We start from the raw sequence: 23847 nt of genomic DNA, 5'->3' as shown, positions 1-23847 counted from the left end.
AGATGGGGGCCCCGCCGTGGCAAGGACCGGGAGTCTCTGCAGCCCTCAGGACTCCGGCGCGGTCCGGTGGTTCACCCAGAACTGTAGGCTAGCCTTACCTGAATTAGCAAGGGCTAGGAGGCACGTAGTCGCGTACGTGGGCAGGGCCGGGCGCGGACCGGTGCGCCCGCGGCGACGAACGCGTCGAGCAATGCCTGCCCACGCCGCGCACTGTCGGAAGCAAAGGTGTTCGCAAGCACCGGAATGTACGTCGAGGCACCGAGGATCGAATCGCCGACGAGGCTCCAGAACGTGGACGCGTCGAACGGCGCCCTGGCGGAGATGGACCTCAGAACTGCAGTCAGCGAGGTGATGCAACGGTGCGCGGTCCACACGAGCAGCGCTTCCTCGCACGGGAGAGTAACCGTGCCGGGCGTCGACTCGAGCGGGTCGTCCGGCAGCACGCGCAAATTCGGTGACCCCACGCCCGCCCAGTCGATACCGCCGTCGCTGTCCATGTGAATCCAGAGGTTGTCGATTCCGGGGTCCCACGCTCGCCCCTCGAGTACCACCAGCGCGGCGACGCGGCCGACGACCGCGTGCACCAGCGCCGTCGCGACCTGATGGGCCGCAGCCTCCATCGAGCCGAGATCCTCCAGCGATCTGCCGAGCATCGAGTCGACCCGGCCGTCCTCGAGTCCGGTCGCGAGGTGCCACCACCGCCGCTTGCCTTCGGTGGCCATCGCGGCGACTGCGTACATGCGCGGGTAGTCGGGATTGAGCGCCCGAAGGCGCGTGCACGACCGCGCCAGGGGGCTGCCCCCTCCGTTGTGTTCGTACGAACGGTGCACATCGGCCCAGGCATCGGACGCAGCAGTTGCAAGTGACACCGGAACACTCCTCTCGTGACGGTCGATCTTCGTTGCGTTGCTTTAGGTAGGTTAGCCTAACCAAGTGCAGATTCGACGAGAAGGCTGCGCAATGTACGACATGTCACCCCATTCGGCTTGGCTTGCCTTACCTGGACGCGCAGAATGAACAAGGGTTCCGTAACCTAACGCTTAATCCATCAACCACAGTGAGGAGTCACGAACACAGTGACGACGGCACCATTGCTGGGTTCGGGAAACACTCACCCCGCCCCGGACGACGATTTCGCCAAGGAAGAGATTCCCCGCGGGCCGGCGCCATGGGCTCCGCGCATCGCCGCGACGATCGTCGATCTTGCGATTGTGCTTCTTCCGTTGGGTATCGGATGGTCGATCGTCGACTCGCTCCGTGACGACAACGGTGGTGGTCAAGCGGACCGGTTCGTCTTCGGTGCAATTGCAGTCGCGGTTGCAGTCGGCCTCCTCCTGTGGAATCAGGGATATCGGGAAGGCAAGGACGGCCAGAGCACCGGCAAGCGCTGGACGAACCTGATCGTTCGGGATGGTGCCGATGGCAACGCGCTCGGCGTGCGACGGGCCATGCTGCGGCAATTCGGCATCGGGCGAAGCGGTACCGAGGTAGTTCGCGAGAAGACAGCCGCCGACGAACTGTTCGAGCCGATAGCACGCGACAATTCCGTTGCGGGCATCCGCAAACGACGCATCCTCGGCCTCGTGATCCTGACGGTTGCTCTCGCCGCCGCGATCCTCGCGAGCATCGCGATCGGAGCGCGCCCGCTGACGTTCGCTGAAATCGGCCACGCCTTGTGGAGTTCGACGGGAACCGACACCGACATCATCGTGCGCAGTCTGCGGATACCGCGCACACTCCTCGCGCTCGTGGTGGGAATCGCGCTCGGCATCGCAGGCGCACTTATCCAGGGCCACACCCGAAACCCACTCGCCGACGCGGGTCTGCTCGGACTCAATGCCGGTGCAGCGTTCCTCGTGGTCCTGTCGATCTACCTTTTCCGCTTCAACTCGCCCAGCCAGTACCTGTGGTTCGCTTTCGCCGGCTCGGCCATCGCCAGTGTGGTGGTGTTCGGTCTGTCCTCCGCCGGAAACGGCAAAGCCAGTCCACTCAATCTCGCGCTCGCCGGCGCGGGCGTGGCGTTCTTCCTGTCCGCGATGACCAATGCCATCGTCCTGTTGGATCAGACAAGTCTCGACGGCTACCGCTTCTGGTCGGTGGGCTCGGTCGCCGGTCGAGGGCTCGACGTCCTCTGGCAGGTACTGCCGTTCCTCGTCGTCGGAGTTCTCATCGCGCTCGCCAGCACGCCCGGCCTCAACGTGATGAGTCTCGGTGAGGACGTCGCTCGCTCCCTGGGCACCAACATCGCGCTCACCCGCACAGTCGGGATCATCGCCATCACCCTGCTCACCGGTGCCGCCACCGCCGCGTGCGGTCCGATCGCCTTCATCGGCCTGGTCGTGCCGCACGTCGCGCGGGTGGTCACCGGCCCGGACTATCGATGGCTGGTTCCGTACGCCGGACTCATGGGAGGCGTCATGCTGATGATCGCCGACGTCATCGGCCGCGTCGTGGTTCGCCCCGGAGAACTGCAGGTCGGGATCGTGCTCGCCCTCTTCGGCGCTCCGTTCTTCATCGCTCTCGTTCGTCGTCGGAAGTTGGCAAGCCTGTGACCTCGTCCTTGACCAAGAACGCGTCGGCGAACGGCGCTGCCGGACCCGACGCGGTCCGTACGGTCCCGTCACGTCCGCCGTTCCGGCTCGGGCCGCTGTCTCTGGTTCGGCGTCCCCTCATGGTTCTCGTCAACCTCGTGATGCTCGCGGCGCTGTTCCTGGTCGTCTGCATCAACATCGGCCGCGGCGACTTTCCGCTGTCCATACCTCAGGTGACAGAAGTGCTGTTCGGGGGCGGTTCTCGCATCGACAGGTTCATCGTGATGGACCTTCGGCTGCCTCGTTCGCTCACCGGACTTCTGGTGGGAATGGCTCTGGGCATCTCCGGCGCCGTGACCCAGTCGATCTCGCGCAACTCACTCGCCAGCCCGGACATTCTGGGCATCACCGCCGGTGCGAGCGCGGCCGCAGTAGCACTCATCGTTCTCGGTGGCGGCGGCACGTTCGTCGGCATCCTGGCTACCGTCGGCCTTCCGCTGGCAGCGCTCGTCGGTGGTGTCCTGACAGCGGTGCTCATCTACACGCTGGCATGGAAGCGTGGCGTCGAAGGATTCCGGCTCATCCTCGTCGGTATCGCCATCAACGCGATGCTCACCGCGGCCATCGGCTGGCTGCTGATCAGTGCGGACATCAACGACGTCTCCCGCGCCCAGTTGTGGCTCAACGGGTCCTTGAACGGTGCCGACTGGAGCAAGGTCTGGCCGGTTCTGTGTGCACTGGTGCTGATCGGCGGCATCACCATCATCTCCACGTTCACTCTCGGCGCCCTCCGACTCGGCGACGACAACGCCCGTTCGCTCGGTGTGCGCCTCCAGTCGGGTCAGGCCACGCTGCTCCTGGCGTCGGTGGCGCTCGCGGCCATCGCTACCGCCGCTGCCGGTCCCATCGGATTCGTGGCGTTGGCGGCACCTCAGATTGCACTGCGCATTCTGCGCACGCCCGGCCCGCCGATCATCGCGTCCGGGTTGATGGGCGGCTTGCTTGTCGTCGGCAGCGATCTGATCGCCCGCACGATCCTTCCGGTCGAGTTGCCTGTCGGAATCGTGACCTCCGCGCTCGGCGGGCCGTTCCTCCTCTACCTGCTCGTCCGCAGTAACCGAAAGGTCTCCGCATGACCACAACCGAACCCTCCCGCCTCGTCGCCGAAGATCTCACGCTCGGCTACGGAGACCGGATCATCGTCGAGAACCTCGATCTCGACGTGCACACCGGCGTGATCACCACGGTCATCGGACCCAACGGCTGCGGCAAGAGCACCCTCCTCCGCTCCCTCGGACGACTGCTGAAGCCGAAAGCGGGCAAAGTCGTACTCGACGGCAAAGCGATCTCGTCGATGCGCACGAAGGACGTCGCCCGTGTCCTCGGCATGTTGCCGCAAGCACCGACTGCGCCTGAAGGACTGACCGTCGGCGATCTGGTGTCCCGCGGCCGGCACCCGCACCAGTCCTGGGTGCGGCAGTGGTCGTCCGACGACGAGTCCGAGGTCGCCAACGCGCTCGAACTGACCGGCGTCGGAGACCTGGCGGACCGGCCGGTCGACGAGTTGTCCGGCGGTCAACGCCAGCGAGCATGGATTTCGATGGCGCTCGCGCAAGGCACCGATATCCTGCTGCTCGACGAGCCCACGACCTACCTCGACCTCGCGCATTCCGTCGAGGTTCTCGACCTGGTGGATCGTCTGCACGAGGAGATGGGCCGCACCGTCATCATGGTGCTGCACGACCTCAACCTCGCCGTACGCTACAGCGACCAGCTGATCGTCATGTCGCAGGGCAAAATCGTCGAGTCCGGGAAGCCTCAGGACATCATCTCCGAGAAACTTCTGATGGACGTGTTCGGTCTCGAGGCGAGCGTCATCGAGGACCCGGTCTCCGATCGCCCCCTGATCGTCCCCATAGGAACGCGCCACGTGTACGGAGCGGTCGGAGGTCCGACCAAGACCGCGGCTGCATCCGCCGAGCCGGACGCCTAACGTTCGATCATCGTGCGCACCAACCGGTAACCCTGGCCGAGGGACACATCCGGGAGATAGGCCCGTCCGATCGCATTGCCGATACTCGGCAACGCGGCCGGGTCGGCGAACGTCATGTGCATCGGCTCGTACCGCGGCTGGAACTTCGACTTGAAGGCCAGCAGCGACCTGAACCCGTAGACGGGTTCGAGCGTCTTGCCCAGCACGTCGAGAAGTCGATCGAGCAGCGTGTAGAAGGTGACTTCCTCATCCGACGGTGCATCCGACGCACTGCCGTCGCTCACCTTCGCGAGCGGCGCACCGGACAAGCTGAGGAATCGAACGCCCTCCTCCTTCAACATAATTGCAGCGGATGCGATCAAGAACTCCATCGTCGGTCTGAAACCTTCCGACCGCCTCCGCATGAAATCGAGAGTCCAACCGACGACGACGCCGTCCTCGTACACGGGCATCCACGACGTGATTCCGTGGACGGTCCGGTGTTCGTCGACAGCGACGAGGCAGCGCACCTCTCGATCGTCCACCTCCTCGAGACCACCGAGCGTGAACCCCATCTCGGGCATCCCCTTGTCCGCCACCCACTCCTCGGAGATCGCTGTGATCTGATCCGTGATGGCAAGCGGTGCGTCGGGGAAGCTGATCCACTCGGCCTCGATTCCCACCTTCTTCGCCCGGTTCAGCGCGGTACGGACGTCCTGAAATCTCTTGCCGGTGAAGGCCAGATCCGCGAGATCGAGGACAGTCTCCTCCCCCACCTGGATGCCGCCCCAGCCGATGCTGTCCGTGATGGCACGAACGTCCGGTGTCACCGAGTAGAAGCACGGGATCCACCCGTTCTTCGATGCGAACTCCGCGAAGTCGACCACCGCCGATCGGAGTTCCCCGCGCGGTCCCACCGGATCACCTGTCGTCAGCGCCACACCCGAGATAACCCGGTAGGCAACGAAACTGGATCCGTCGGCGGAGAACCAGTAGGAATTTCCCTTCCACAGCGTCATCCACGACAGCGCGCTCCCGGAACTGGTCGTCAGCAGGGCGCGTGCACGTTCGGCAGCGGCGCTGTCCGCGCGTGAGACAGGGGTAAGGAACGTCGAGAGCACGAACACGCACAACGACACCCAGAAGATGACCCCGGTCCATTCGAACAGCAACGTGGTGAAAATGCTGTCCGGAAGCAATCTCGGTTCGAGCCACTGCAGATACACCGGCGGCACCAGACGCTGCGGGAAGTCCGCGATCAAGCCGAGGAAGGATGCCTTCTGATCGAAACCACCGCGTCCGACGAACCCCAACAGCACGTACAGAACCCACAGGATCACCGCAGTACCCAGCACCGAGATCGTGAACTTTCGATAGGTCCCCCGCGGTGCGCGAACATCGAAGTACTTCCGTGTGAGCGCCAGAACGACGAGAATTGCCAGCGGAAGCAGAAACGGCACGATGGTGCGATACGCGGTCGGCGACTCCAGCCCGTAGAACACCGACTCGTCGTCACCTGCGTCGATGAACCTGATGGCGTAGTTCGCGACGGACACGATCAGCAACACCACTTGCGCCACCACCGCGGCACCCCACGCGAACTTACGGCCCCGTCGGAGTCCATCGGCGAGGAACAGCAGAAAGACAGAGGGCATCAACGACAGGATCGTCGGACCGACACCACCGAGTCTCAGCTCGAGGAGTCCGGTTCGGCATTCGGGGTCGGTTGCCGAATCGGCGCAGATTTCACGGACCTCTGCCGGCGTGTACGGCACTCCGCTGACGACGTCCCGCAGCACTGCGAACGGCCCGACCGCGTCCGGGCTCAGCGCAGCCAGTACGGGACCGAGCGCGCTGGCGGCGACGACCAACGCCACCAGGACGCGGCCTTCACGCTGGGTGCCCGCCAGACGCGGCCCGCGAGCCGACCGCCCGACGATCGCCGGTCCGAGCACGAGTCCGACGACCGCCGCGGCAAGTCGCACCACATCTTGAAGGTGCCCGCTGAACAGTGCCGACGTGATCAACAGAGCCAGAAGCCCGACGCGTATCCGTCGCCGCCACAACGTGTCCATGCGAGCGCTCGCTACCATCAGAACTCCGACGATCCACGTCGTCGGGCCCACTGCCGTCCCGACGTGCAACCGGAAACCCCAGTCCGCGTCGAACGTCTTCGCCAGTGCCGCGATCCCGAGGCCGAACACGGCACCGAGCACCTGGGTGCAGACGGCCGCGAGGGCGAACTTCGCCGACCCGATCCGGCGCTCGATCGGCGCGGCCGCGACGAACACCGCAACCACGAACACCACGTAACCGAAGATTCCCGGGGCGAACAGACCGGCGGTGAGGACCGTCCACAGTTTCCATTCCTCGACCGGCATGATCCCGAGAGCCACGGCGTGGTGCACCGTGTTTCCGCCGACAACGGCTGCGATCACACCGAGCGCGAGCACCACGACGAGCAAACCCAGACTGACCGGTGCTCCCTTGATTCCGAAGCCGATCAGCGAGGCCAGCCGAACGGCCTGCCTGCTGAATCCGCGCCACGCCGCAGACAGTCGCTCTTTCCGCTTCGCCGTCCACGACGGTCCGGACGGTCCCGACGGTTCGGTCGCCTGAGCGTCGTCGATGATGTCGTTCACGAGATGAGTCCTACTCTCTGCATCAGCCAGGGCAGTTCTTGCTTCAGTCCTTCGGACCACACGGCGAAGCTGTGTCCCCCCGGCACTTCGAGATACACCACGTCCATGCCTGCGGCTTTCGCGGCCTCGTACATAGCCTTCTGGCCGGGTTTGTAGTCGTTGTCGTCGGCACCGACGACGAATGCTCCCCCCGACTGCGGGAACTGTCGGGTCTTCAGGAGATCCATCGGGTTCACGGCGACGAACGCGGCCTCGTTCCCGCCGAACGCCTCGGCGACGGTGCGGCCGCGGTCACCGAGAGTGGGCTCGGCCTGCCCGGACAGGTCGAGGAAGGTCGGGTAGACGTCGGGGTGGTTGGTCGCCACCTGAATGGAACATGTCCCGCCGTAGGACAGTCCTCCGATGACGCGACTGCGCGGATCCGGATTCACCTGGAGCGTCGATCCGATCCAGTTCGGAACGTCCGTTGCGAGATACGTGTCGACGTTTCCGAGAGGCGAGTCGACGCACAACGGGTTGGCCAGTGTCGAGCCCGTGGCGTCGGCGACGACGACCACCGGCGCCAGACCGGAATGATCGGCGGCGAATGCGTCCATCGTGCTCGCGAGCTGTCCGCCGTTCAACCAATCCTCCGGCTCCCCCGGCTGGCCTGCCATCAGCACCATGGTGGGCAGAAGGGGGCGTGGATCGGCGAAGTAGGCCGGGGGCAGGTAGATCTGTGCGGGTCTCGCCGAGAATCCGGACACCGTCCCGGGGATGGTCGCCGACGTCAACCGCCCTTGCGACGGCATGGATGCGGGCGCCGTCCACGAAGCGTCCAGTGGATCGCCGGTGACCGGATTCGATTGCGTTCCTGGCACGTTGCTCAGATCGACACGATCCGATTGCTCCAGACCGAGCAACGTTCCCACCGTCGGGTAGGCGGCGAACACGAGGTTCACCTGCGCGGCGGCGGCCGCCACCACCAGAACGGCAGCAACCACCGTCACGATCCTGCCGATCAGCCCACTGGATGCGACGGCGCGCGGGACGACCGCGAACAGAGCCGCGAGTCCCACCCCGATCCACACGTAGATCGGGATCTCGATCGGATCGGGGAACGGTCGCCACACCTTCTCGACGACGTAATAGAGCGCCACTGCGACGAGGGCCGCAACGAGTAGACAGATCGGAAGTGCTCGGCGGACGTACCACTTCGTTCGGCTGACGATCAGCCACAGGGCGCCGAGTGCACCCAGAGCGAGGGTGATCCAAGACGTCGTGTCGTCGACGAGCGAAGCTGACACGAACCAGTTCATGACTGCAGAATAAACACAGAGTGGATGCGGTTCGGTGAACGCGATCGAAGTCCACCGGAAAGTCATCCTCCGGGTGGGCGGAACGTCGGATATGACGCATCCCACACGCCCAGGGCGACCTTACTACCGGCAGTAGTACGCATTTGTGTCGGACTAGCCGTAGACTCGGACGAATGGCAGGTCTAGGCGAACTCGAGCGTGCAGTGATGGATCATCTGTGGGATTCATCGGAACCGCAAACCGTGCGGCAGGTCCACGAGGCGCTCGCGACTCATCGTGAACTCGCCTACACCACCGTCATGACGGTTCTTCAACGTCTGGCGAAGAAGCAACTTGTCGTCCAGCAGCGAGACGACCGCGCGCACCGTTACATACCCCTGCACGGGCGGGACGAACTGGTTGCAAGCCTCATGGTCGACGCCTTGGCGCAGGCCCCCGAGTCCGGTGGGCGCGCGGCCGCCCTCGTTCACTTCGTCGGGCAGGTAGGCGCAGACGAGGCCGCGGCCCTCCGCGAAGCACTCGCCGCACTGGAAGTGGCACAATCGGAATCGCCCACGATCGAAGATCGCAACACGAATTGATTCCTGCCCTCGGTTAGTGAGGAAATGAACTCCACCACAGCACTGGTCTTCGCGGTTCTCGCCCTGTTGCTGACGGGTCCGATTCCCGCATTCCTGAGCAAAGCCACGTGGCCCTATCGGGCCCCGCGGGCGGCCCTTGTGCTGTGGCAGGCAATCGCCGTCGCCGCCGTGTTCTCCGCCTTCAGCTCCGGCCTCGCCATCGGTGGACTGTTGCTGGTTCCAGGCCCGGACGGTCGGCCGACGACGGCGCCCACCGACGAAATAGAAGCGCTGGGCCTCCCGCTGTGGATTCTGTACGTGGTGGTGCTGGCGATCACTCTCGGAATCGGCGCGAAACTGATGTTTTCCATCGTCCAGGTTGCGGTGAAGACCAGGCGGCGGCGTGCCCGTCACCGCATGCTCGTCGACTTGCTGGACCGCGGAAGCGACGACGAGCGGCCGTTTCCCGGAATCCGAGATGCCGATGTTCGTGTTCTCGACGCCGTCGAGCCCATTGCCTACTGCCTTCCCGGTCTCAGGCAGAGAGTCGTCCTCAGCGAAGGGGTACTGACCAATCTCAGCCGTGCCGAAGTGAAAGCGATCCTCAGCCACGAACGGTCGCACCTCCGATCACGGCACGACCTGGTACTCGAGGCGTTCACCGCAGTCAACGAGGCGTTCCCGCGGATCGTGCGTAGCAAGTCCGCACTCGGCAGCGTGCAGCTTCTCGTCGAACTTCTCGCGGACGATTCGGCCGTGAAAGTCACCGGACCCACTCCCCTCGCCCGAGCGCTCGTCACGTGTGCCGGTTCCACAGCGCCGCGCGGCGCGATGGCGGCCGGCGGGCCGAGCACTCTCATTCGAGTGAAGCGCCTCAACGGACCCAGGACGGACGTCAGAACGTCGGTGGCCGCGTATGCCGCAGCTGCGGTCATTCTGGTCGTACCCACGATCTTCGTCGCCATGCCCTGGCTGGAAGAACTCAGCCGTCTCATGCGTCATTCCTGAGGGGTCGGCCAGCTCACAGTCGTTCGAATCGGCGAATCGAACGCTTGTCTTGTAGACTCGATCATCGGTCGCCATTGCGGCCGAGCAACTCGAAAAGGCACAAACAGCCCCACTCTGCGCATTCGATTCAGCGCACGGATGGCCAGGTGACAGTGCCCTGGCTCGTCAGATATTTGTTCCAGCTGTTGTTTGTGCCCTCTTTCCGTGGGCGTTCTCCCAGCTTGTGCTTCTTGGCGCGCCCGTAAACCGGAGAGGTTCAACTGCGTGACTCACGCTGTTTCGACTAGTACATCCACCCCCGACGCGTCGGACGCCACGAGCGATCCCGCCGTGGTCACCTTCGCCGAACTCGGCCTACCCGAACCTGTGGTAGCCGCCTTGGCGCGCAACTCCATCACCGTGCCCTCGCCCATCCAGGCAATGGCACTCCCGGACGCAATCGCCGGCAAGAACGTCCTCGGCCGGGCTCAGACCGGCTCGGGCAAAACGCTCGCCTTCGGCCTTCCCATCCTGGCCAGGCTCGCTCGCCACACCGACAGGCCCGCAGCCAAGCGTCCCCGTTCGCTCGTTCTCGTACCGACGCGCGAACTCGCTTTCCAGGTTGTCGAGTCCATGACTCCCTACGCAGGCGCGCTGGGCCTCACGGTCCGTGCAGCCGTAGGCGGCATGCCGTTCAACAAGCAGGTAGAACAACTTCGCCGTGGCGTCGACGTACTCGTCGCGACCCCGGGACGCCTCGCAGATCACCTCCGTCAGAGCACATGCATCCTCGATTCCATCGAGATCACCGCTCTCGACGAAGCAGACCAGATGGCCGACATGGGCTTCCTGCCCGAGGTGCGCGCAGTCCTCGCCGACACTCCGTCGGACGGCCAGCGCCTGCTGTTCTCCGCCACGCTCGATCGCGAAGTGCAGTCACTCGTCCGTCAGTTCCTGCCCGACCACGTCGAGCACTCCACTCAGGACGGCAAGGCAAGCGTCCGCACCATGGAGCACTACATGCTCATGGTCGATCGCGGCCAGAAGGACATCGTCCTGTCGGAGATCGGCGCCCGCGAAGGTCGCACCATCATGTTCGCTCGTACCAAGCTCGGTTGCGACGGAATCACCGACCGCCTTCGTGCACTCGGCATCGCAGCCGAGTCCCTGCACGGCGGCAAGGCTCAGAACCAGCGCACGCGGGTCCTCGAACGCTTCAAGAGCGGGCGCACACCTGTGCTCGTCGCTACCGATGTCGCTGCACGCGGAATCCATGTGGACGGAATCGACCTCGTCGTACATGTGGACCCGCCCGCAGACCACAAGGACTACCTTCACCGCGCCGGGCGTACCGCCCGCGCGGGAGAGAAGGGCACAGTCGTCGCAATCGTCCTGCCCAACCAGCGTCGTCAGATTCAGCGTCTGACCGGCATGGCAGGCGTGAAGTCGACTTCGGTGAACGTGTCACCCGGATCCGACGAACTCGCTCGCATCACGGGAGCGCAGAAGCCGTCCGGCGAGCCGCTGCGCGCGGTGAGCTCCGCTCCCCGTGACCGCCGCGACAGCCGTCCCCGCACCGGCGGCTACCAAGGCGACCGCCCCCGCACCGGCGGCTACCAAGGCGACCGCCCTCGCACCGGCGGCTACCAGGGCGACCGCCCCCGTACCAACGCAGTGCACGACGCTCCGCGGTCCGGTGGTTTTCGGAGTCGCACCGACCGCCGCGAGTACGAAGGTTTCGACGGGCCCGCTCGCAATCGCTGATCGGCCCCAAAGTTACTGACGAGTAACGCATTCCGACGCCGGAGGGCGCTGTCACGATTCTCGTGGCGGCGCCCTCCGGCGTTTCGGTTCGAACGGTGTCCGGGGTGACGACACTCGCACCACGGATATCGCCCCCAACTTCCATTGCCGGGCGTCGCAGGGAAAGCTGTACCCATGACTTCAGGAGTGGAATCGTCAGACCTCGCCCAGATCGGTGTCACCGGACTTGCCGTGATGGGTTCGAACATCGCCCGCAACTTCGCGCGCAACGGTCATACCGTTGCCCTTCACAACCGCAGCATCGCCAAGACGGATGCTCTTCTTGCCGAGCACGGCAGCGACGGCAACTTCGTTCGCACCGAGACCATCGAGGAGTTCGTCGCGGCACTGCAGAAGCCGCGTCGGGTTCTCATCATGGTCAAAGCCGGTGACGCAACCGACGCGGTGATCGAGGAGCTCGCCGGAGCGATGGAAGAGGGCGACATCATCATCGATGGTGGAAACGCTCTGTACACGGACACGATTCGCCGTGAAGCTGCGCTGAAGAAGCGCGGCCTGCTGTTCGTCGGAGCGGGAATCTCCGGTGGTGAAGAAGGTGCACTCAACGGCCCGTCGATCATGCCCGGTGGACCCGTGGACTCGTACAAGGCACTCGGCCCGTTGCTGGAGTCGATTGCTGCTCAGGTCGACGGAACGCCGTGCTGCACGCACATCGGCCCCGACGGTTCGGGTCACTTCGTCAAGATGGTGCACAACGGTATCGAGTACGCCGACATGCAGTTGATCGGTGAGGCCTACAACTTGTTCCGCGATGCTCTGGACTACACGCCTGAGCAGATCGCGGATGTTTTCACGGAATGGAACAAGGGCGACCTCGAGAGCTACCTCGTCGAGATCACGGCCGAGGTGCTGAACCAGGTCGACGCCAAGACGGGCAAGCCGCTCGTCGACGTCATCGTCGATGCAGCCGAGCAGAAGGGCACCGGTCGCTGGACGGTCAAGGCCGCCCTGGATCTGGGCGTTCCCGTGACCGGCATTGCCGAGGCTGTGTTCGCCCGCGCACTCTCGGGATCGCGTGGGCAGCGCAAAGCAGCTGTCGGTCTCGCGTCCGGTGAACTCGCAGCCAAGCCCACCGACGCGGAGCAGTTCACCCACGACATCTCTCGTGCTCTGTACGCATCCAAGATCGTCGCGTACGCGCAGGGCTTCGACCAGATCGCAGCCGGCAGTACCGAGTACGACTGGAACCTTCACCCGGGCGACCTCGCCACCATCTGGCGCGGCGGTTGCATCATTCGCGCTCGATTCCTCGATCGGATCAAGGATGCGTACGACGACAATGCCGAGCTGCCGAGTCTGATCCTCGCGCCGTACTTCCGTGAAGCCATCGAGAACGCGATCGACAGTTGGCGACGCGTTGTCGTCACGGCAGCCTCGCTCGGGATTCCGGTCCCGGCGTTCGCTTCCTCGCTCGCGTACTACGACGCGCTTCGTGCCGAGCGTCTACCCGCTGCTCTGACGCAGGGACAGCGTGACTTCTTCGGCGCCCACACCTATGAGCGCGTCGATTCAGAAGGCAAGTTCCACACTCTCTGGAGCGGTGACCGCAGCGAAGTCCAAGCCTGACGCGTAGGCGTTCCGATCGTGATGCACCGAACCGTGCGCGGTCCGGTGCACCACGATCGTCGCCGTCGTGAGCGGCGCTGTTCGCCTCCATCGCCACTACCACCCCGGCGGCGGACCGAGTATCGGTTGCACGATCGTCGAGGGGTACTCCCCTTCCCATGGCAGATTGCCGTAGTGATCCCGCCAGACAGCCTGTACGGCGCGTAGCGCGCCGTCGGGATAGAGACGTCGGCACATCAGAAGCCACTCCTCCGGATATGCGACGTCGACGAACGACACCTCGAACCCGCCGGCGGTGCAGTACTGGCCTGCCTCGAAGTGCTGCCCTCCGAACTGAATTCGACGAGCGAGTACGTTGAGCACTGCTGCCGACTCACCCGGTGACCGACCCGTCATCACGATCTCTGGGTGGCCCATGCCGGCAAGTCCCACCGTGTAGCAGAACGCAGGATCGACCATCCCGTCACCGGCGTAGTCGTCGTCGGTGTGGCCGCTGTTCCCGAATTCACCGTCCAGGGCGGCGGCAGCGCTGGACGACACGTATTGCAGCGCCCACCCGTATCGCCCGATCAAGGTCTCCACCGAGTCGACGTAGTCGTCGATCGACTGCCCGTTGCACATCCCGCACATGCTGCCCCCTGAAGTCGTGTAGGCCCGTCATATTCGAACTCATGTTCGAGTGGGTAGATGATGACGCAGAGGTCCGACAGAAACGCCGACACCGACGAGGTTCGGTCGGCGCGAGGAACGGATGGGAATGTCCCTCGGCCGGGTCGATGAGGAGCGGTACTGTTCCGCTATGCCCGACCACCACTCGACATTTGCAAACCTGGGGCTGAAACCTGTCGTGGTACACGCTCTCCGAAGGAGCGGTGTCGAGTCACCGTTTCCGATTCAGGCCGCGGTGGTACAAGATGCGTTGGCCGGTTCGGACATTCTCGGGCGTGCCCCGACCGGGTCGGGTAAGACCTTGGCGTTCGGGTTGCCGCTGCTTCAACGGCTGAGCGGAGGCAGTAGCCGACCCTCCCGTCCGCGGTCGGTGATACTGGCTCCGACGCGAGAACTGGCGCTCCAGATCGAGAAGGCTCTCGACGAGGCTGCTCTGGCCTTGGGGGTGCGAGTCGCAGCTGTCGTCGGTGGCGTTCCCGTCCGGCGTCAGGCGGAGCGCCTCGCTCGAGGTGTGGATGTCGTGGTGGCGACACCCGGGCGTCTGGACGATCTGGCTGCCCGAGGCTTCGTCGATCTGAGTTCGGTGACGATTTCCGTGGTCGACGAGGCCGACAGGATGGCGGATCTGGGATTCCTGCCCCAAGTCGTCTCGGTGCTGGATCGTACCGACTCGACGGGTCAGCGAATGTTGTTCTCGGCCACCCTCGACGGCGACGTCGACGACCTGATCCGTCGATATCTCCGTTCTCCGGTCACGCACACCGTCGACGTGCTCCCGATCGCGGAGCGCACAGCGCGACACCATTTCTTCCGTGTCGTTGGATCGGAGAAGGAGTCCGTGGTGGCGTCCATCGCTTCGCGAGACGGACGGACCATGCTGTTCGTCCGAACGAAGTTCGCGGTCGATCGCCTGACCGAGTCACTGCGTTCGGTGGGGGTGAACGCAGCCGGCCTACACGGCGACAAAACGCAGGCCAATCGCATCCGAACGCTGGCGTCGTTCGAGGCTGGACATGTCCCGGTCCTGGTTGCAACGGATGTGATGGCACGGGGAATCCACGTCGATTCCGTCTCGGTCGTCGTCCACGTCGATCCACCCGCCGATGCGAAGGAGTACACCCATCGCGCCGGGAGAACAGCACGAGCCGGTGCCTCGGGGGTCGTGGTGACGTTGGCGACCGAGTCCCAGGTGCCTGCTGCCATGGAGGTTGCTACCGCGGCGGGCATCGACGCGCACTTCGTGGCTGTGACCGAAGACGATCCGGTTCTCGTGTCCGTCGTCGGCGCGCGGCGTCCTCCCGGGCGACCGGTCACCGACCCGTTTCCGGCGACTGCGACCGGAACGAGCACCGCTGCGCCCGGCAGGTCGCGCCCCGGCCGAACGCCCGGATCTTCGCGTGCGTCGCGCCGAGGCGTGGCCGGGCGTCGTAGCGGACGCCGATGAACGGGTTTCCGGTATTGACCGTGGCACTCGCGCTCGTCGCGGCGATGCTGTTCGCGTGCGCTTCGGTGGCGCAACAGAGCGCCGCGTCCGCGGTCCCGGAAGGCCGATCCTTGATGTCGACGCTCCTCCGAAGCCCGCGGTGGTGGGCAGGGGTTATCGGCGACGTCGGTGGCTATGCGGTTCAGGTCGCCGCGTTGTGGGTGGGAAGTGTGCTGATCGTCCAGCCGTTGGTCGTGTCCATGCTGCTCTTCGCACTCCCCTTGTCCGCGAAGTTCTCCGGCTTCAAGATGACCCGATCGACGTGGCTGCTGGCGATTTCTCTGGCGCTCGCACTTGCGGTCTTCATCGTCGTCGGTGATCCGACCGAAGGCCACTCCAATGCACCGTTCGCCGACTGGCTGGTTCCGCTGCTGGTGACGACGGTCGTGATATCGGTGTTCGCTGTGGCCGGATTCGTCCTGCACAACCCCGGATACCGAGCGCTGTTGCTCGGCGCCGCCGGTGGGCTTCTGTTCGGAGTGGCGGTGGCGTTCACCAAGTTCGTGACCGACCTCGTGGAGAAAGACCTCGTTTCTGCCATCACCGCGTGGCAGACGTACGCACTCGTCGGGTGCGGCGTTCTGGGTTTCTACCTTCAGCAGGTTGCGTTCCAAGCTGGTCCGCTCTCCGCGTCCCTCCCCGCTGTGACCATCGGAGAACCGTTCGGGGCGGCGTTCCTGGGAATCACCGTGCTCGACGAGCGCGTTCGCGACGACCCCGGCGCTTTGGTGATCATCGGCTGCTCGGTCCTGGTCATGATCGTCGCGACGATCGCGCTGTCTCGGTCGCAGGCCCAACTGGCCGAGAGCGTAACCGGCGCCTGACAGGTAAGCTGGCGCAACGTGCAGTTTCTCGATGGCCACCGGCCCCCATACGACCTGACGTACGACGACGTGTTCTTCGTCCCGAACCGAACGGATGTCACCTCCCGTTTCGACGTCGATCTCTCGACCTCCGACGGCACGGGTACCACCATTCCGATCGTCGTGTCGAACATGACCGCGGTGTCCGGTCGGCGGATGGCCGAGACCGTTGCGCGACGCGGTGGGATCACTGTCCTACCTCAGGATCTGCCCATCGAGGCAGTCGCGGACACGGTTGCCTTCGTCAAGAGCCGCGATCTCGTCGCGGACACCCCGGTAGTGCTGGCGCCCGACGCCTCGGTGTCCGACGCACTCGCTCTCGTACACAAGCGCGCTCACGGCGCCGTCGTCATCACGGAGGAGGGACGTCCTGTCGGTGTCGTCACCGAGGCGTCCTGCACCGATGTGGACCGCTTCGCTCGCGTGCAGTCCGTTGCGGCAACGGATTTCGTGACGGCACCGGCAGATGCGTCGCCGCGTGAGGTGTTCGATGCCCTCGAGGCCGCCCACGAGAACCTTGCCGTGCTGGTGAATCCGGACGGGACTCTCGCCGGTGTGCTCACGAAGACAGGCGCGGTGCGCGCGGGGATCTATGCGCCTGCCGTCGACACGAACAATCGGTTGCGTATCGCCGCAGCGGTGGGCATCAACGGTGACGTCACCGCGAAGGCGCGTGCACTCGTCGAGGCCGGGGCCGACGTTCTGGTCATCGACACTGCGCACGGTCATCAGGAGAAGATGCTGGACGCGTTGGCTGCGATCTCCGCGCTCGATCTCGGTGTTCCTCTGGCTGCGGGCAACGTCGTGTCCGCCGAAGGCACTCGCGATCTGATCGGAGCCGGAGCGGACATCGTGAAGGTCGGCGTCGGACCTGGCGCGATGTGCACCACCCGGATGATGACGGGTGTGGGTCGACCACAGTTCTCCGCTGTTGCGGAATGCTCTGCGGCGGCAGCTGATCTCGGTGGATCGGTCTGGGCCGACGGCGGCGTGCGGCACCCCCGCGACGTGGCTCTTGCGCTGGCTGCCGGTGCTGCGAACGTCATGATCGGGTCGTGGTTCGCCGGAACGTACGAGTCTCCCGGTGATCTGCGTACCGATTCGTCGGGTCGCGCCTACAAGGAGAGTTTCGGAATGGCGTCCAAGCGTGCGGTTGCTGCACGGACGGCCACCGACAGTGCGTTCGACCGTGCACGAAAGGGCTTGTTCGAGGAGGGGATCTCCAGTTCGAGGATGCGCTTGGACCCGGACCGCCCCGGGGTCGAGGATCTGATCGACCACATCTGCGCTGGTGTGCGCAGTACCTGCACGTACGCGGGTGCTCGTAACCTCTCCGAGTTGCACGAGCGCGCCGTGCTCGGGGTGCAGTCGGCGGCAGGTTTCGCCGAGGGAAGGCCACTGCCGACAGGTTGGTGAGTATCCCGACCGGCTGGTGAACGTGTCGAGGCTGTCCGCGGGCGCTGCCCGAGCCGTGTTCTCGGCGGGAAACCGTTAAGATCAGGGCTTCGGCAATACGCGGACTTCCTCCGCACAGTGTCCGCTCGAGGCGGGCTGGGGGAAGCGAGAGAAAGGACCAAGGTGCCCGAGGCACCCGTTATCAGCACTGTTGTGACCGCTCAGGGCGAGTCCAACGACGAGGGCTCCACTTCGGAGGGCTCCTCTATCGAGCCGGGTGAACGACCCGGCGAAACTCACGGCGCGATGCGCCTCTCCCAACTCCGGCGGCGATGACCGGTGGAGATTGCGATCAGCATCCTCGGCCTACTCGGCTTCGTGGCGTTGACCGCCGGCACAGCGCTCTTCGTGGCAGCGGAATTCTCACTGACCGCGCTGGAGCGAAGTGCAGTCGATTCGGCGGCCGCCGATCTCGGTGACATGCGCGCCCGGCAGGTCCAGCGTGCGCACAAGACGTTGTCCTTCCAGCTGTCCGGTGCACAACTGGGCATCACGATCACGACGCTGATCACCGGTTATCTGGCCGAGCCGATCCTCGCGGGATTCTTCGTTCCGCTGGCGACGGCGGTCGGTGCCTCCGACACCGTCGCCTCTGCGGTGTCTCTGGCGGCAGCCTTGTTGATCGCCACGTCGTTCTCGATGATCTTCGGTGAGCTCGTACCGAAGAACATCGCCATCGCAATGCCCATGGCGACTGCCCGTGCGACCGCCGGAGCGATGTCAGGGTTCTCGGCGGTCTTTCGATGGGCCATCAAGGGTCTGAACGGGTCGGCGAACTGGCTGGTTCGGCGACTGGGCATCGAACCTGCCGAGGAGTTGAGGTCGGCGCGTTCGCCGCGCGAGCTCGGCTCGCTCGTGCGCACGTCGGCACAACTCGGAGCGCTGGACGAGGGAACGGCCCGCCTGGTGGACAGGTCGTTGCAGTTCGGCGAGCGCACAGCCGAGGAATTGATGACTCCCCGGGTGAAGGTGGAGTCGTTGTCGGTGTCGGACACTGCGTTCGACTTGATCGAAACCGCCGCGCGTACCGGCTTTTCGCGCTTTCCCGTCGTCGACGGCGACTTGGACGACACGGTCGGAGTGGTGCACATCAAGCATGCATTCGCTGTCGGGAGCGCACACCGCCGCACTACCCGACTCGCCGACCTGGCTCAGGACGTGCCGGTCGTGCCCTCGAGTCTCGACGGGGACACCGTGATGGAACGGGTGCGGGCGGACGGAATGCAGGTTGCCCTGGTCGTCGACGAGTACGGCGGAACCGCCGGGATGGTGACGATGGAAGACCTCATCGAGGAAATCGTCGGAGACGTCCGCGACGAGCACGACGAACCGGAAGTCGACGTGCAGCGGGTGGGTGACAGTTGGATCTGTTCGGGGCTGCTGCGCATCGACGAGGTAGCTACGGCTACCGGTTATCGCGCCCCTGAAGGGGAGTACGAGACCATCGGCGGACTCGTACTGACCCGACTCGGGCGGATCCCCACCGAGGGAGACACCACCGTCCTTCCTGCTGGTCCGTTCGAGGAGCCGTCGGAGTCGGACGGTGGTTGGATCGCGAAGGTCACGCGCATGGACGGTCGGCGTATCGACCGAATTCTGCTCCAGCCGGTAGACGCCGAACGTATCGCGACGGTGGGCAAGGAGGCGAGAATCCGTGGGTGACGTATTGGCTGTTCTGCTCGCCGTCTTTCTGCTCGCCGGCAATGCGTTCTTCGTCGGTGCCGAGTTCTCGCTGATCTCGGCGCGCCGCGATCGTCTGGAATCCCTTCTCGCACAGGGCAAGAAACGGGCGAAGTCGGTCATCGAGGCGGGCCAGAACCTGTCGCTGATGTTGGCTGCCGCCCAGCTCGGTATCACCATCTGCTCGATTCTGCTGGGTAGGGTGGGTGAGCCGGCGGTTGCGCACCTGTTCGAGAAACCGATGGACTGGGTCGGCATTCCCGACGCCTTCCTTCATCCCATCTCGTTCACCATCGCGCTCGGTCTCGTGGTGGTGTTGCACATTCTCGTCGGTGAGATGGTTCCGAAGAACATCGCCATTGCTGGTCCGGAGCGGACTGCGATGATTCTGGTGCCGATCCATCTCATGTTCATCAAGTTGGCCAAGCCGTTGATCTCGTTCTACAACGTGTGCGCCAACCTGACGCTGCGTGCGCTGAGGATCGAGCCCAAGGACGAGCTCGATTCCTCGGTCTCCGCGGACGAGTTGTCGCAGATGATCGGCGAGTCGCGATCGGAAGGTCTCATCGACGAAGAAGAGCATCGGCGTCTGACGCAGGCTCTGGACACGTCGGGCCGGACCGTCGCGGATGTTCTCATTCCGTCTGCGCAGGTACGTAGTGTGCGTCTCGCGGTATCGGACAGGGCAGCCGGACCGACGCTCGGTTCCGTGGAGGAAGCAGTGACCGCTACGGGATTCTCGCGGTATCCGGTGCAGGCTCCCGACGGTTCGCTGGTGGGATACCTGCACCTGAAGGACGTTCTGGAATACATGGTCGACGACGCGGCAGGCCCCGAGTCGGTGATTCCGCGTTCCGAGGTGCGCCCCCTGCCTGTGGTCTCGTCGGACACGACGCTCGACGATGCGCTGACGCGTCTGCGGCGGACGCGTAGTCACTTGGGTGTCGTGCACGATTCGACTGGCTCGACCATCGGGATCGTCGCACTGGAGGATTTGGTCGAGGAGTTCGTCGGTACCGTTCGAGACGGCACTCACCGGATCGCGGGTCCTGCCCCCGGTGGAGTCCTTCGGCGACCATGACATCGGAGTTGCGAGAGGCGGAGTGGACGGCGTCGAGGGAGATGCATTTCGCGCGCGTCGAGCACCTGATCGGCGATTATCTGGTGCAGCGCGCGGAGGGTGCGTACCACCCGGTCCTCGACTTTCTGTTCACGTACTACAGCTTCAAGCCGGGACACCTGAAGCGATGGAGTCCCGGTTACGGCGTCACGCTGACCGGGCCGAGAGCCGACGAATATGCCCAGTTCGCAGCCTACGAACCGGCGCCGAGCGGAGGCTATCGGGTACGCGAGTCACTGCTCGAGCGCAGGCTGTCCGCCGTCGAGTTCACGCTCGGCCTTCTGTCCGCGACGACTACTCGCCCACCGAACCTGGGGTGTTTCGGCCTGCACGAGTGGGCGATGGTCTACCGGGGCGGCGAAGCCGCCCTCCGGCACGGAACGGTTCCACTGCGCCTCGGTCACGCGGGTACCGACAGCGTCGTGGAGAAAATGAACCTTCGGTGCACGCATTACGACGCTTTTCGCTTCTTCACCGACGACGCGGTACCTCGCAACATGTTGCGCCTCGAGCCGAGCGGCAGAGTGGACCGTGAACAGCCGGGGTGCGTCCACGCCAGCATGGATCTGTACAAGTGGAGCTACAAGCTGTCACCCCTCGTGGATTCGGCCCTGGTCACGGACTGCTTCGAGCTCGCACTGGACGCACGAACCGTCGATATGCGTGCCAGTCCCTACGATCTGTCGGATTACGGCGTCGACGCCATCGAGATCGAAACCCCGTCAGGACGAGCGGAGTACGTGCGTGCGCAGACTCGACTGATGGACAGGGCTGCCCCTCTCCGCTCGGAACTTATCCGCCGATGCCAGAATCTACTGGTGAGCGGCGGTGCCACCGCCCGAGCTACCGCCGAGTAACATAGGCGGAGTTGTCGCCGAGGCGCCTTGTGCGCGTTTTGACCGGAAAGAGCGAGGGATTCATGACCGATCGTGTTTCTGTTGGTGGTCTTCAGGTTGCCCAGGTTTTGTACGACTTCGTGCAGAACGAAGCGCTTCCGGGCACCGGTGTGGATTCGGAGAAGTTCTGGAGCGGCGTGGAGGCCGTGATCACGGATCTGGCCCCGAAGAACAAGGCCCTGCTGGGTGTTCGTGACGAAATCCAGGGCAAGGTCGATGCGTGGCACGGTGAGCACGCCGGACCGAATTACGACAGGAGCGCATACACGGCGTTCTTGAAGGAAATCGGGTACCTGGTCGATGAGCCCGCGGACTTCCACATCACCACCTCCGGTGTCGACACCGAGATCACCTCCACCGCGGGCCCGCAACTCGTGGTCCCGGTTCTCAACGCCCGCTTCGCGATCAACGCCTCCAACGCACGCTGGGGATCGCTCTACGACGCCCTGTACGGCACTGACGCCATCCCGGAGGACGGCGGCGCGGAGAAGGGCACCAGCTACAACAAGGTCCGCGGCGACAAGGTCATCGCCTTCGCTCGCGAGTTCCTCGACGAGGCTGCTCCCCTGTCCTCCGGTTCACACGTCGGCACCACCAAGTACGTTGTCGACACCTCCGCTACCGGGGCCGCATCGTTGACGGTCACCCTCGCCGACGGATCCACAGTCGGTTTGGCAGACCCGGCGCAGCTGCTCGGATACCAGGGCGCACCGAATGCGCCGACGGCGATTCTTCTCGTGCACAACGGGTTGCACTTCGAGATCCAGATCGACCCGCAGTCTCCGATCGGCGCGACCGACGCCGCAGGCGTCAAGGATGTCCTCCTCGAATCCGCGGTGACCACGATCATGGACTTCGAGGATTCGGTCGCGGCGGTCGATGCCGACGACAAGGTTCTCGGCTACCGCAACTGGCTCGGTTTGATGCGCGGCGATCTCACCGAAGAGGTCTCCAAGGGCGGCAAAACCTTCACCCGCAGCTTGAACCAGGACCGCAGCTACACCGCGGTCGACGGCAGTGCAGGTGACGGCGGTGAGCTCATCCTGCACGGTCGGTCGCTGCTGTTCGTCCGCAACGTCGGGCACCTGATGACCTCCGATGCAATCCTCGACGCCGACGGTAACGAGGTCCCCGAGGGCATCCTCGATGCCCTGTTCACCTCGCTCGCGGGTCTGCATTCCCTCGGTGCGGACAATGTCCTGAAGAACAGCCGCACCGGATCGTTGTACATCGTCAAGCCGAAGATGCACGGTCCCGACGAGGTCGCGTTCACTGCGGAACTGTTCGGCCGGGTGGAGCAGGTTCTCGGGTTGCCGGTCAACACCCTCAAGGTCGGCATCATGGACGAGGAACGCCGCACCACGGTCAACTTGAAGGCCGCGATCGAGGCTGCGAAGGAACGTGTGGTGTTCATCAACACCGGCTTCCTCGACCGGACGGGCGATGAGATCCACACCTCGATGGAGGCCGGACCGGTCGTGCCGAAGGGTGAGATGAAGGCCCAAGGCTGGATCAAGGCGTACGAGGACTTCAATGTCGACACCGGCTTGGCTGCCGGGTTGGAAGGCAAAGCGCAGATCGGCAAGGGCATGTGGGCGATGCCGGATCTGATGCACGACATGCTCGAGCAGAAGATCGGGCATCCGCAGTCCGGTGCCAACACTGCGTGGGTGCCCTCGCCGACGGCAGCGACGTTGCACGCCTTGCACTATCACAAGGTCGATGTGTTCGCCCGTCAGGAAGAGATCGCGAAGTCCAAGCGCGCCACTGTCGAGGAGATCCTCGAGATTCCGTTGGCACCTGCGACTGACTGGTCCGAGGAGCAGAAGCAACGCGAGCTCGACAACAATGCCCAGTCGATCCTCGGGTATGTGGTGCGGTGGATCGATCACGGTGTGGGGTGTTCGAAGGTTCCCGACATCAATGACATCGCGTTGATGGAAGATCGGGCGACGCTGCGTATCTCGAGTCAGTTCCTGGCGAACTGGTTACGGCACGGCATCGTCACCGAGGATCAAGTGCGTGCCTCGCTCGAGCGGATGGCGCCGGTGGTGGACCGACAGAACGCATCGGACCCGACGTACAAGAACCTCGCGCCGGATTTCGAGTCGAACATCGCCTTCCAAGCAGCCAGTGACCTGATCTTCCAGGGCACCAGCCAGCCCAACGGCTACACCGAACCGATCCTGCACCGCCGCCGCCGCGAGTACAAAGCAGCAACACGCTGACGAGCCCGCGGAGTGACCGGGCAGTTACAGGAGCGGAGCCCGCGGAGTGACCGGGCAGTTACAGGAGCGGAGC

The 23847-nt window shown here is 64.5% G+C and carries 18 protein-coding genes; 14 read left to right on the top strand and 4 right to left on the bottom strand.

The genetic code is table 11. The features are described 5' to 3' along the window. Nucleotides 1-113: 113 nt before the first annotated feature. Complete coding sequence (locus BH95_RS04610; protein ID WP_230620926.1) at nt 114-830, bottom strand: hypothetical protein; 717 nt, start codon at nt 828-830, stop codon at nt 114-116. Between the two features lie 246 nt (nt 831-1076). Here BH95_RS04610 and BH95_RS04605 point away from each other — a divergent pair, with 246 nt between their 5' ends. The 3 genes from BH95_RS04605 to BH95_RS04595 all read left to right on the top strand — a co-directional run bounded on the left by BH95_RS04605 (nt 1077) and on the right by BH95_RS04595 (nt 4524). Then, on the top strand, nt 1077-2552 hold the full coding sequence (locus tag BH95_RS04605) for an iron chelate uptake ABC transporter family permease subunit (RefSeq protein ID WP_080737956.1): 1476 nt from the start codon (nt 1077-1079) through the stop codon (nt 2550-2552). A gap of 119 nt (nt 2553-2671) precedes the next feature. After that, entirely contained in the window at nt 2672-3667 is a 996-nt protein-coding gene (locus BH95_RS04600) for a FecCD family ABC transporter permease (RefSeq protein ID WP_230594197.1), read from the top strand. Next, nucleotides 3664-4524, top strand: coding sequence for an ABC transporter ATP-binding protein (locus BH95_RS04595; protein ID WP_020113193.1), 861 nt, complete (start codon nt 3664-3666; stop codon nt 4522-4524). The genes BH95_RS04600 and BH95_RS04595 overlap by 4 nt, the downstream gene beginning before the upstream one ends. Here BH95_RS04595 and BH95_RS04590 read toward each other — a convergent pair. Together BH95_RS04590 and BH95_RS04585 are read right to left on the bottom strand one after the other, a co-directional pair. Further along, a complete protein-coding gene (locus tag BH95_RS04590; protein ID WP_371828310.1) occupies nt 4521-7061 on the bottom strand; it encodes a bifunctional lysylphosphatidylglycerol flippase/synthetase MprF in 2541 nt (846 codons plus the stop codon). The genes BH95_RS04595 and BH95_RS04590 overlap by 4 nt on opposite strands. Nucleotides 7062-7141: 80 nt before the next feature. Beyond that, nucleotides 7142-8443: an alpha/beta hydrolase gene (locus BH95_RS04585; protein WP_033188818.1), complete on the bottom strand. Its 1302-nt coding sequence runs from the start codon at nt 8441-8443 to the stop codon at nt 7142-7144. Between the two features lie 173 nt (nt 8444-8616). On the opposite strand from BH95_RS04585, the gene BH95_RS04580 reads away from it, so the two are divergent. The 4 genes from BH95_RS04580 to gndA all read left to right on the top strand — a co-directional run bounded on the left by BH95_RS04580 (nt 8617) and on the right by gndA (nt 13380). Beyond that, entirely contained in the window at nt 8617-9024 is a 408-nt protein-coding gene (locus tag BH95_RS04580) for a BlaI/MecI/CopY family transcriptional regulator (RefSeq protein ID WP_019667611.1), read from the top strand. 24 nt (nt 9025-9048) lie between these two features. Continuing rightward, nucleotides 9049-10011 (top strand): M56 family metallopeptidase, encoded by a 963-nt coding sequence (locus BH95_RS04575; protein ID WP_033188817.1) that lies wholly within the window; start codon nt 9049-9051, stop codon nt 10009-10011. Between the two features lie 264 nt (nt 10012-10275). Continuing rightward, nucleotides 10276-11754, top strand: coding sequence for a DEAD/DEAH box helicase (locus tag BH95_RS04570; RefSeq protein ID WP_033188816.1), 1479 nt, complete (start codon nt 10276-10278; stop codon nt 11752-11754). Between the two features lie 174 nt (nt 11755-11928). Further along, the gene (gene gndA / locus BH95_RS04565) at nt 11929-13380 is read left to right on the top strand and encodes an NADP-dependent phosphogluconate dehydrogenase (RefSeq protein WP_037181237.1); all 1452 of its coding nucleotides are present in this window, start codon (nt 11929-11931) and stop codon (nt 13378-13380) included. A gap of 96 nt (nt 13381-13476) precedes the next feature. Here gndA and BH95_RS04560 read toward each other — a convergent pair whose 3' ends face one another. Then, nucleotides 13477-14001 (bottom strand): DUF4262 domain-containing protein, encoded by a 525-nt coding sequence (locus BH95_RS04560; RefSeq protein WP_244164822.1) that lies wholly within the window; start codon nt 13999-14001, stop codon nt 13477-13479. A 178-nt stretch (nt 14002-14179) separates the two neighbouring features. On the opposite strand from BH95_RS04560, the gene BH95_RS04555 reads away from it, so the two are divergent. The 7 genes from BH95_RS04555 (at nt 14180) to BH95_RS04525 (ending at nt 23774) form a co-directional block, all read left to right on the top strand. Further along, nucleotides 14180-15493: a DEAD/DEAH box helicase gene (locus BH95_RS04555; protein WP_037181235.1), complete on the top strand. Its 1314-nt coding sequence runs from the start codon at nt 14180-14182 to the stop codon at nt 15491-15493. Beyond that, entirely contained in the window at nt 15490-16356 is an 867-nt protein-coding gene (locus BH95_RS04550; protein WP_037181233.1) for a DMT family transporter, read from the top strand. The genes BH95_RS04555 and BH95_RS04550 overlap by 4 nt, the downstream gene beginning before the upstream one ends. 18 nt (nt 16357-16374) lie before the next feature. Further along, nucleotides 16375-17811 (top strand): GuaB1 family IMP dehydrogenase-related protein, encoded by a 1437-nt coding sequence (locus tag BH95_RS04545; protein ID WP_019667604.1) that lies wholly within the window; start codon nt 16375-16377, stop codon nt 17809-17811. A 318-nt stretch (nt 17812-18129) separates the two neighbouring features. Next, complete coding sequence (locus tag BH95_RS04540) at nt 18130-19512, top strand: hemolysin family protein (protein WP_019667603.1); 1383 nt, start codon at nt 18130-18132, stop codon at nt 19510-19512. Further along, nucleotides 19505-20611, top strand: a complete 1107-nt coding sequence (locus BH95_RS04535; protein WP_037181231.1) for a hemolysin family protein — start codon at nt 19505-19507, stop codon at nt 20609-20611. Before BH95_RS04540 ends, BH95_RS04535 begins: the two co-directional genes overlap by 8 nt. Next, complete coding sequence (locus BH95_RS04530; protein WP_037181229.1) at nt 20608-21507, top strand: hypothetical protein; 900 nt, start codon at nt 20608-20610, stop codon at nt 21505-21507. The genes BH95_RS04535 and BH95_RS04530 overlap by 4 nt, the downstream gene beginning before the upstream one ends. 62 nt (nt 21508-21569) lie before the next feature. Next, nucleotides 21570-23774, top strand: coding sequence for a malate synthase G (locus BH95_RS04525; RefSeq protein ID WP_037181881.1), 2205 nt, complete (start codon nt 21570-21572; stop codon nt 23772-23774). Nucleotides 23775-23847: the final 73 nt, after the last annotated feature.

It is taken from the genome of Rhodococcoides fascians A44A (assembly GCF_000760735.1).
Taxonomy (GTDB): domain Bacteria; phylum Actinomycetota; class Actinomycetes; order Mycobacteriales; family Mycobacteriaceae; genus Rhodococcoides; species Rhodococcoides fascians_E.
The sequence above is the reverse complement of the archived record's forward strand: the minus strand, read 5'-3'. Positions and strand labels throughout refer to the sequence as shown.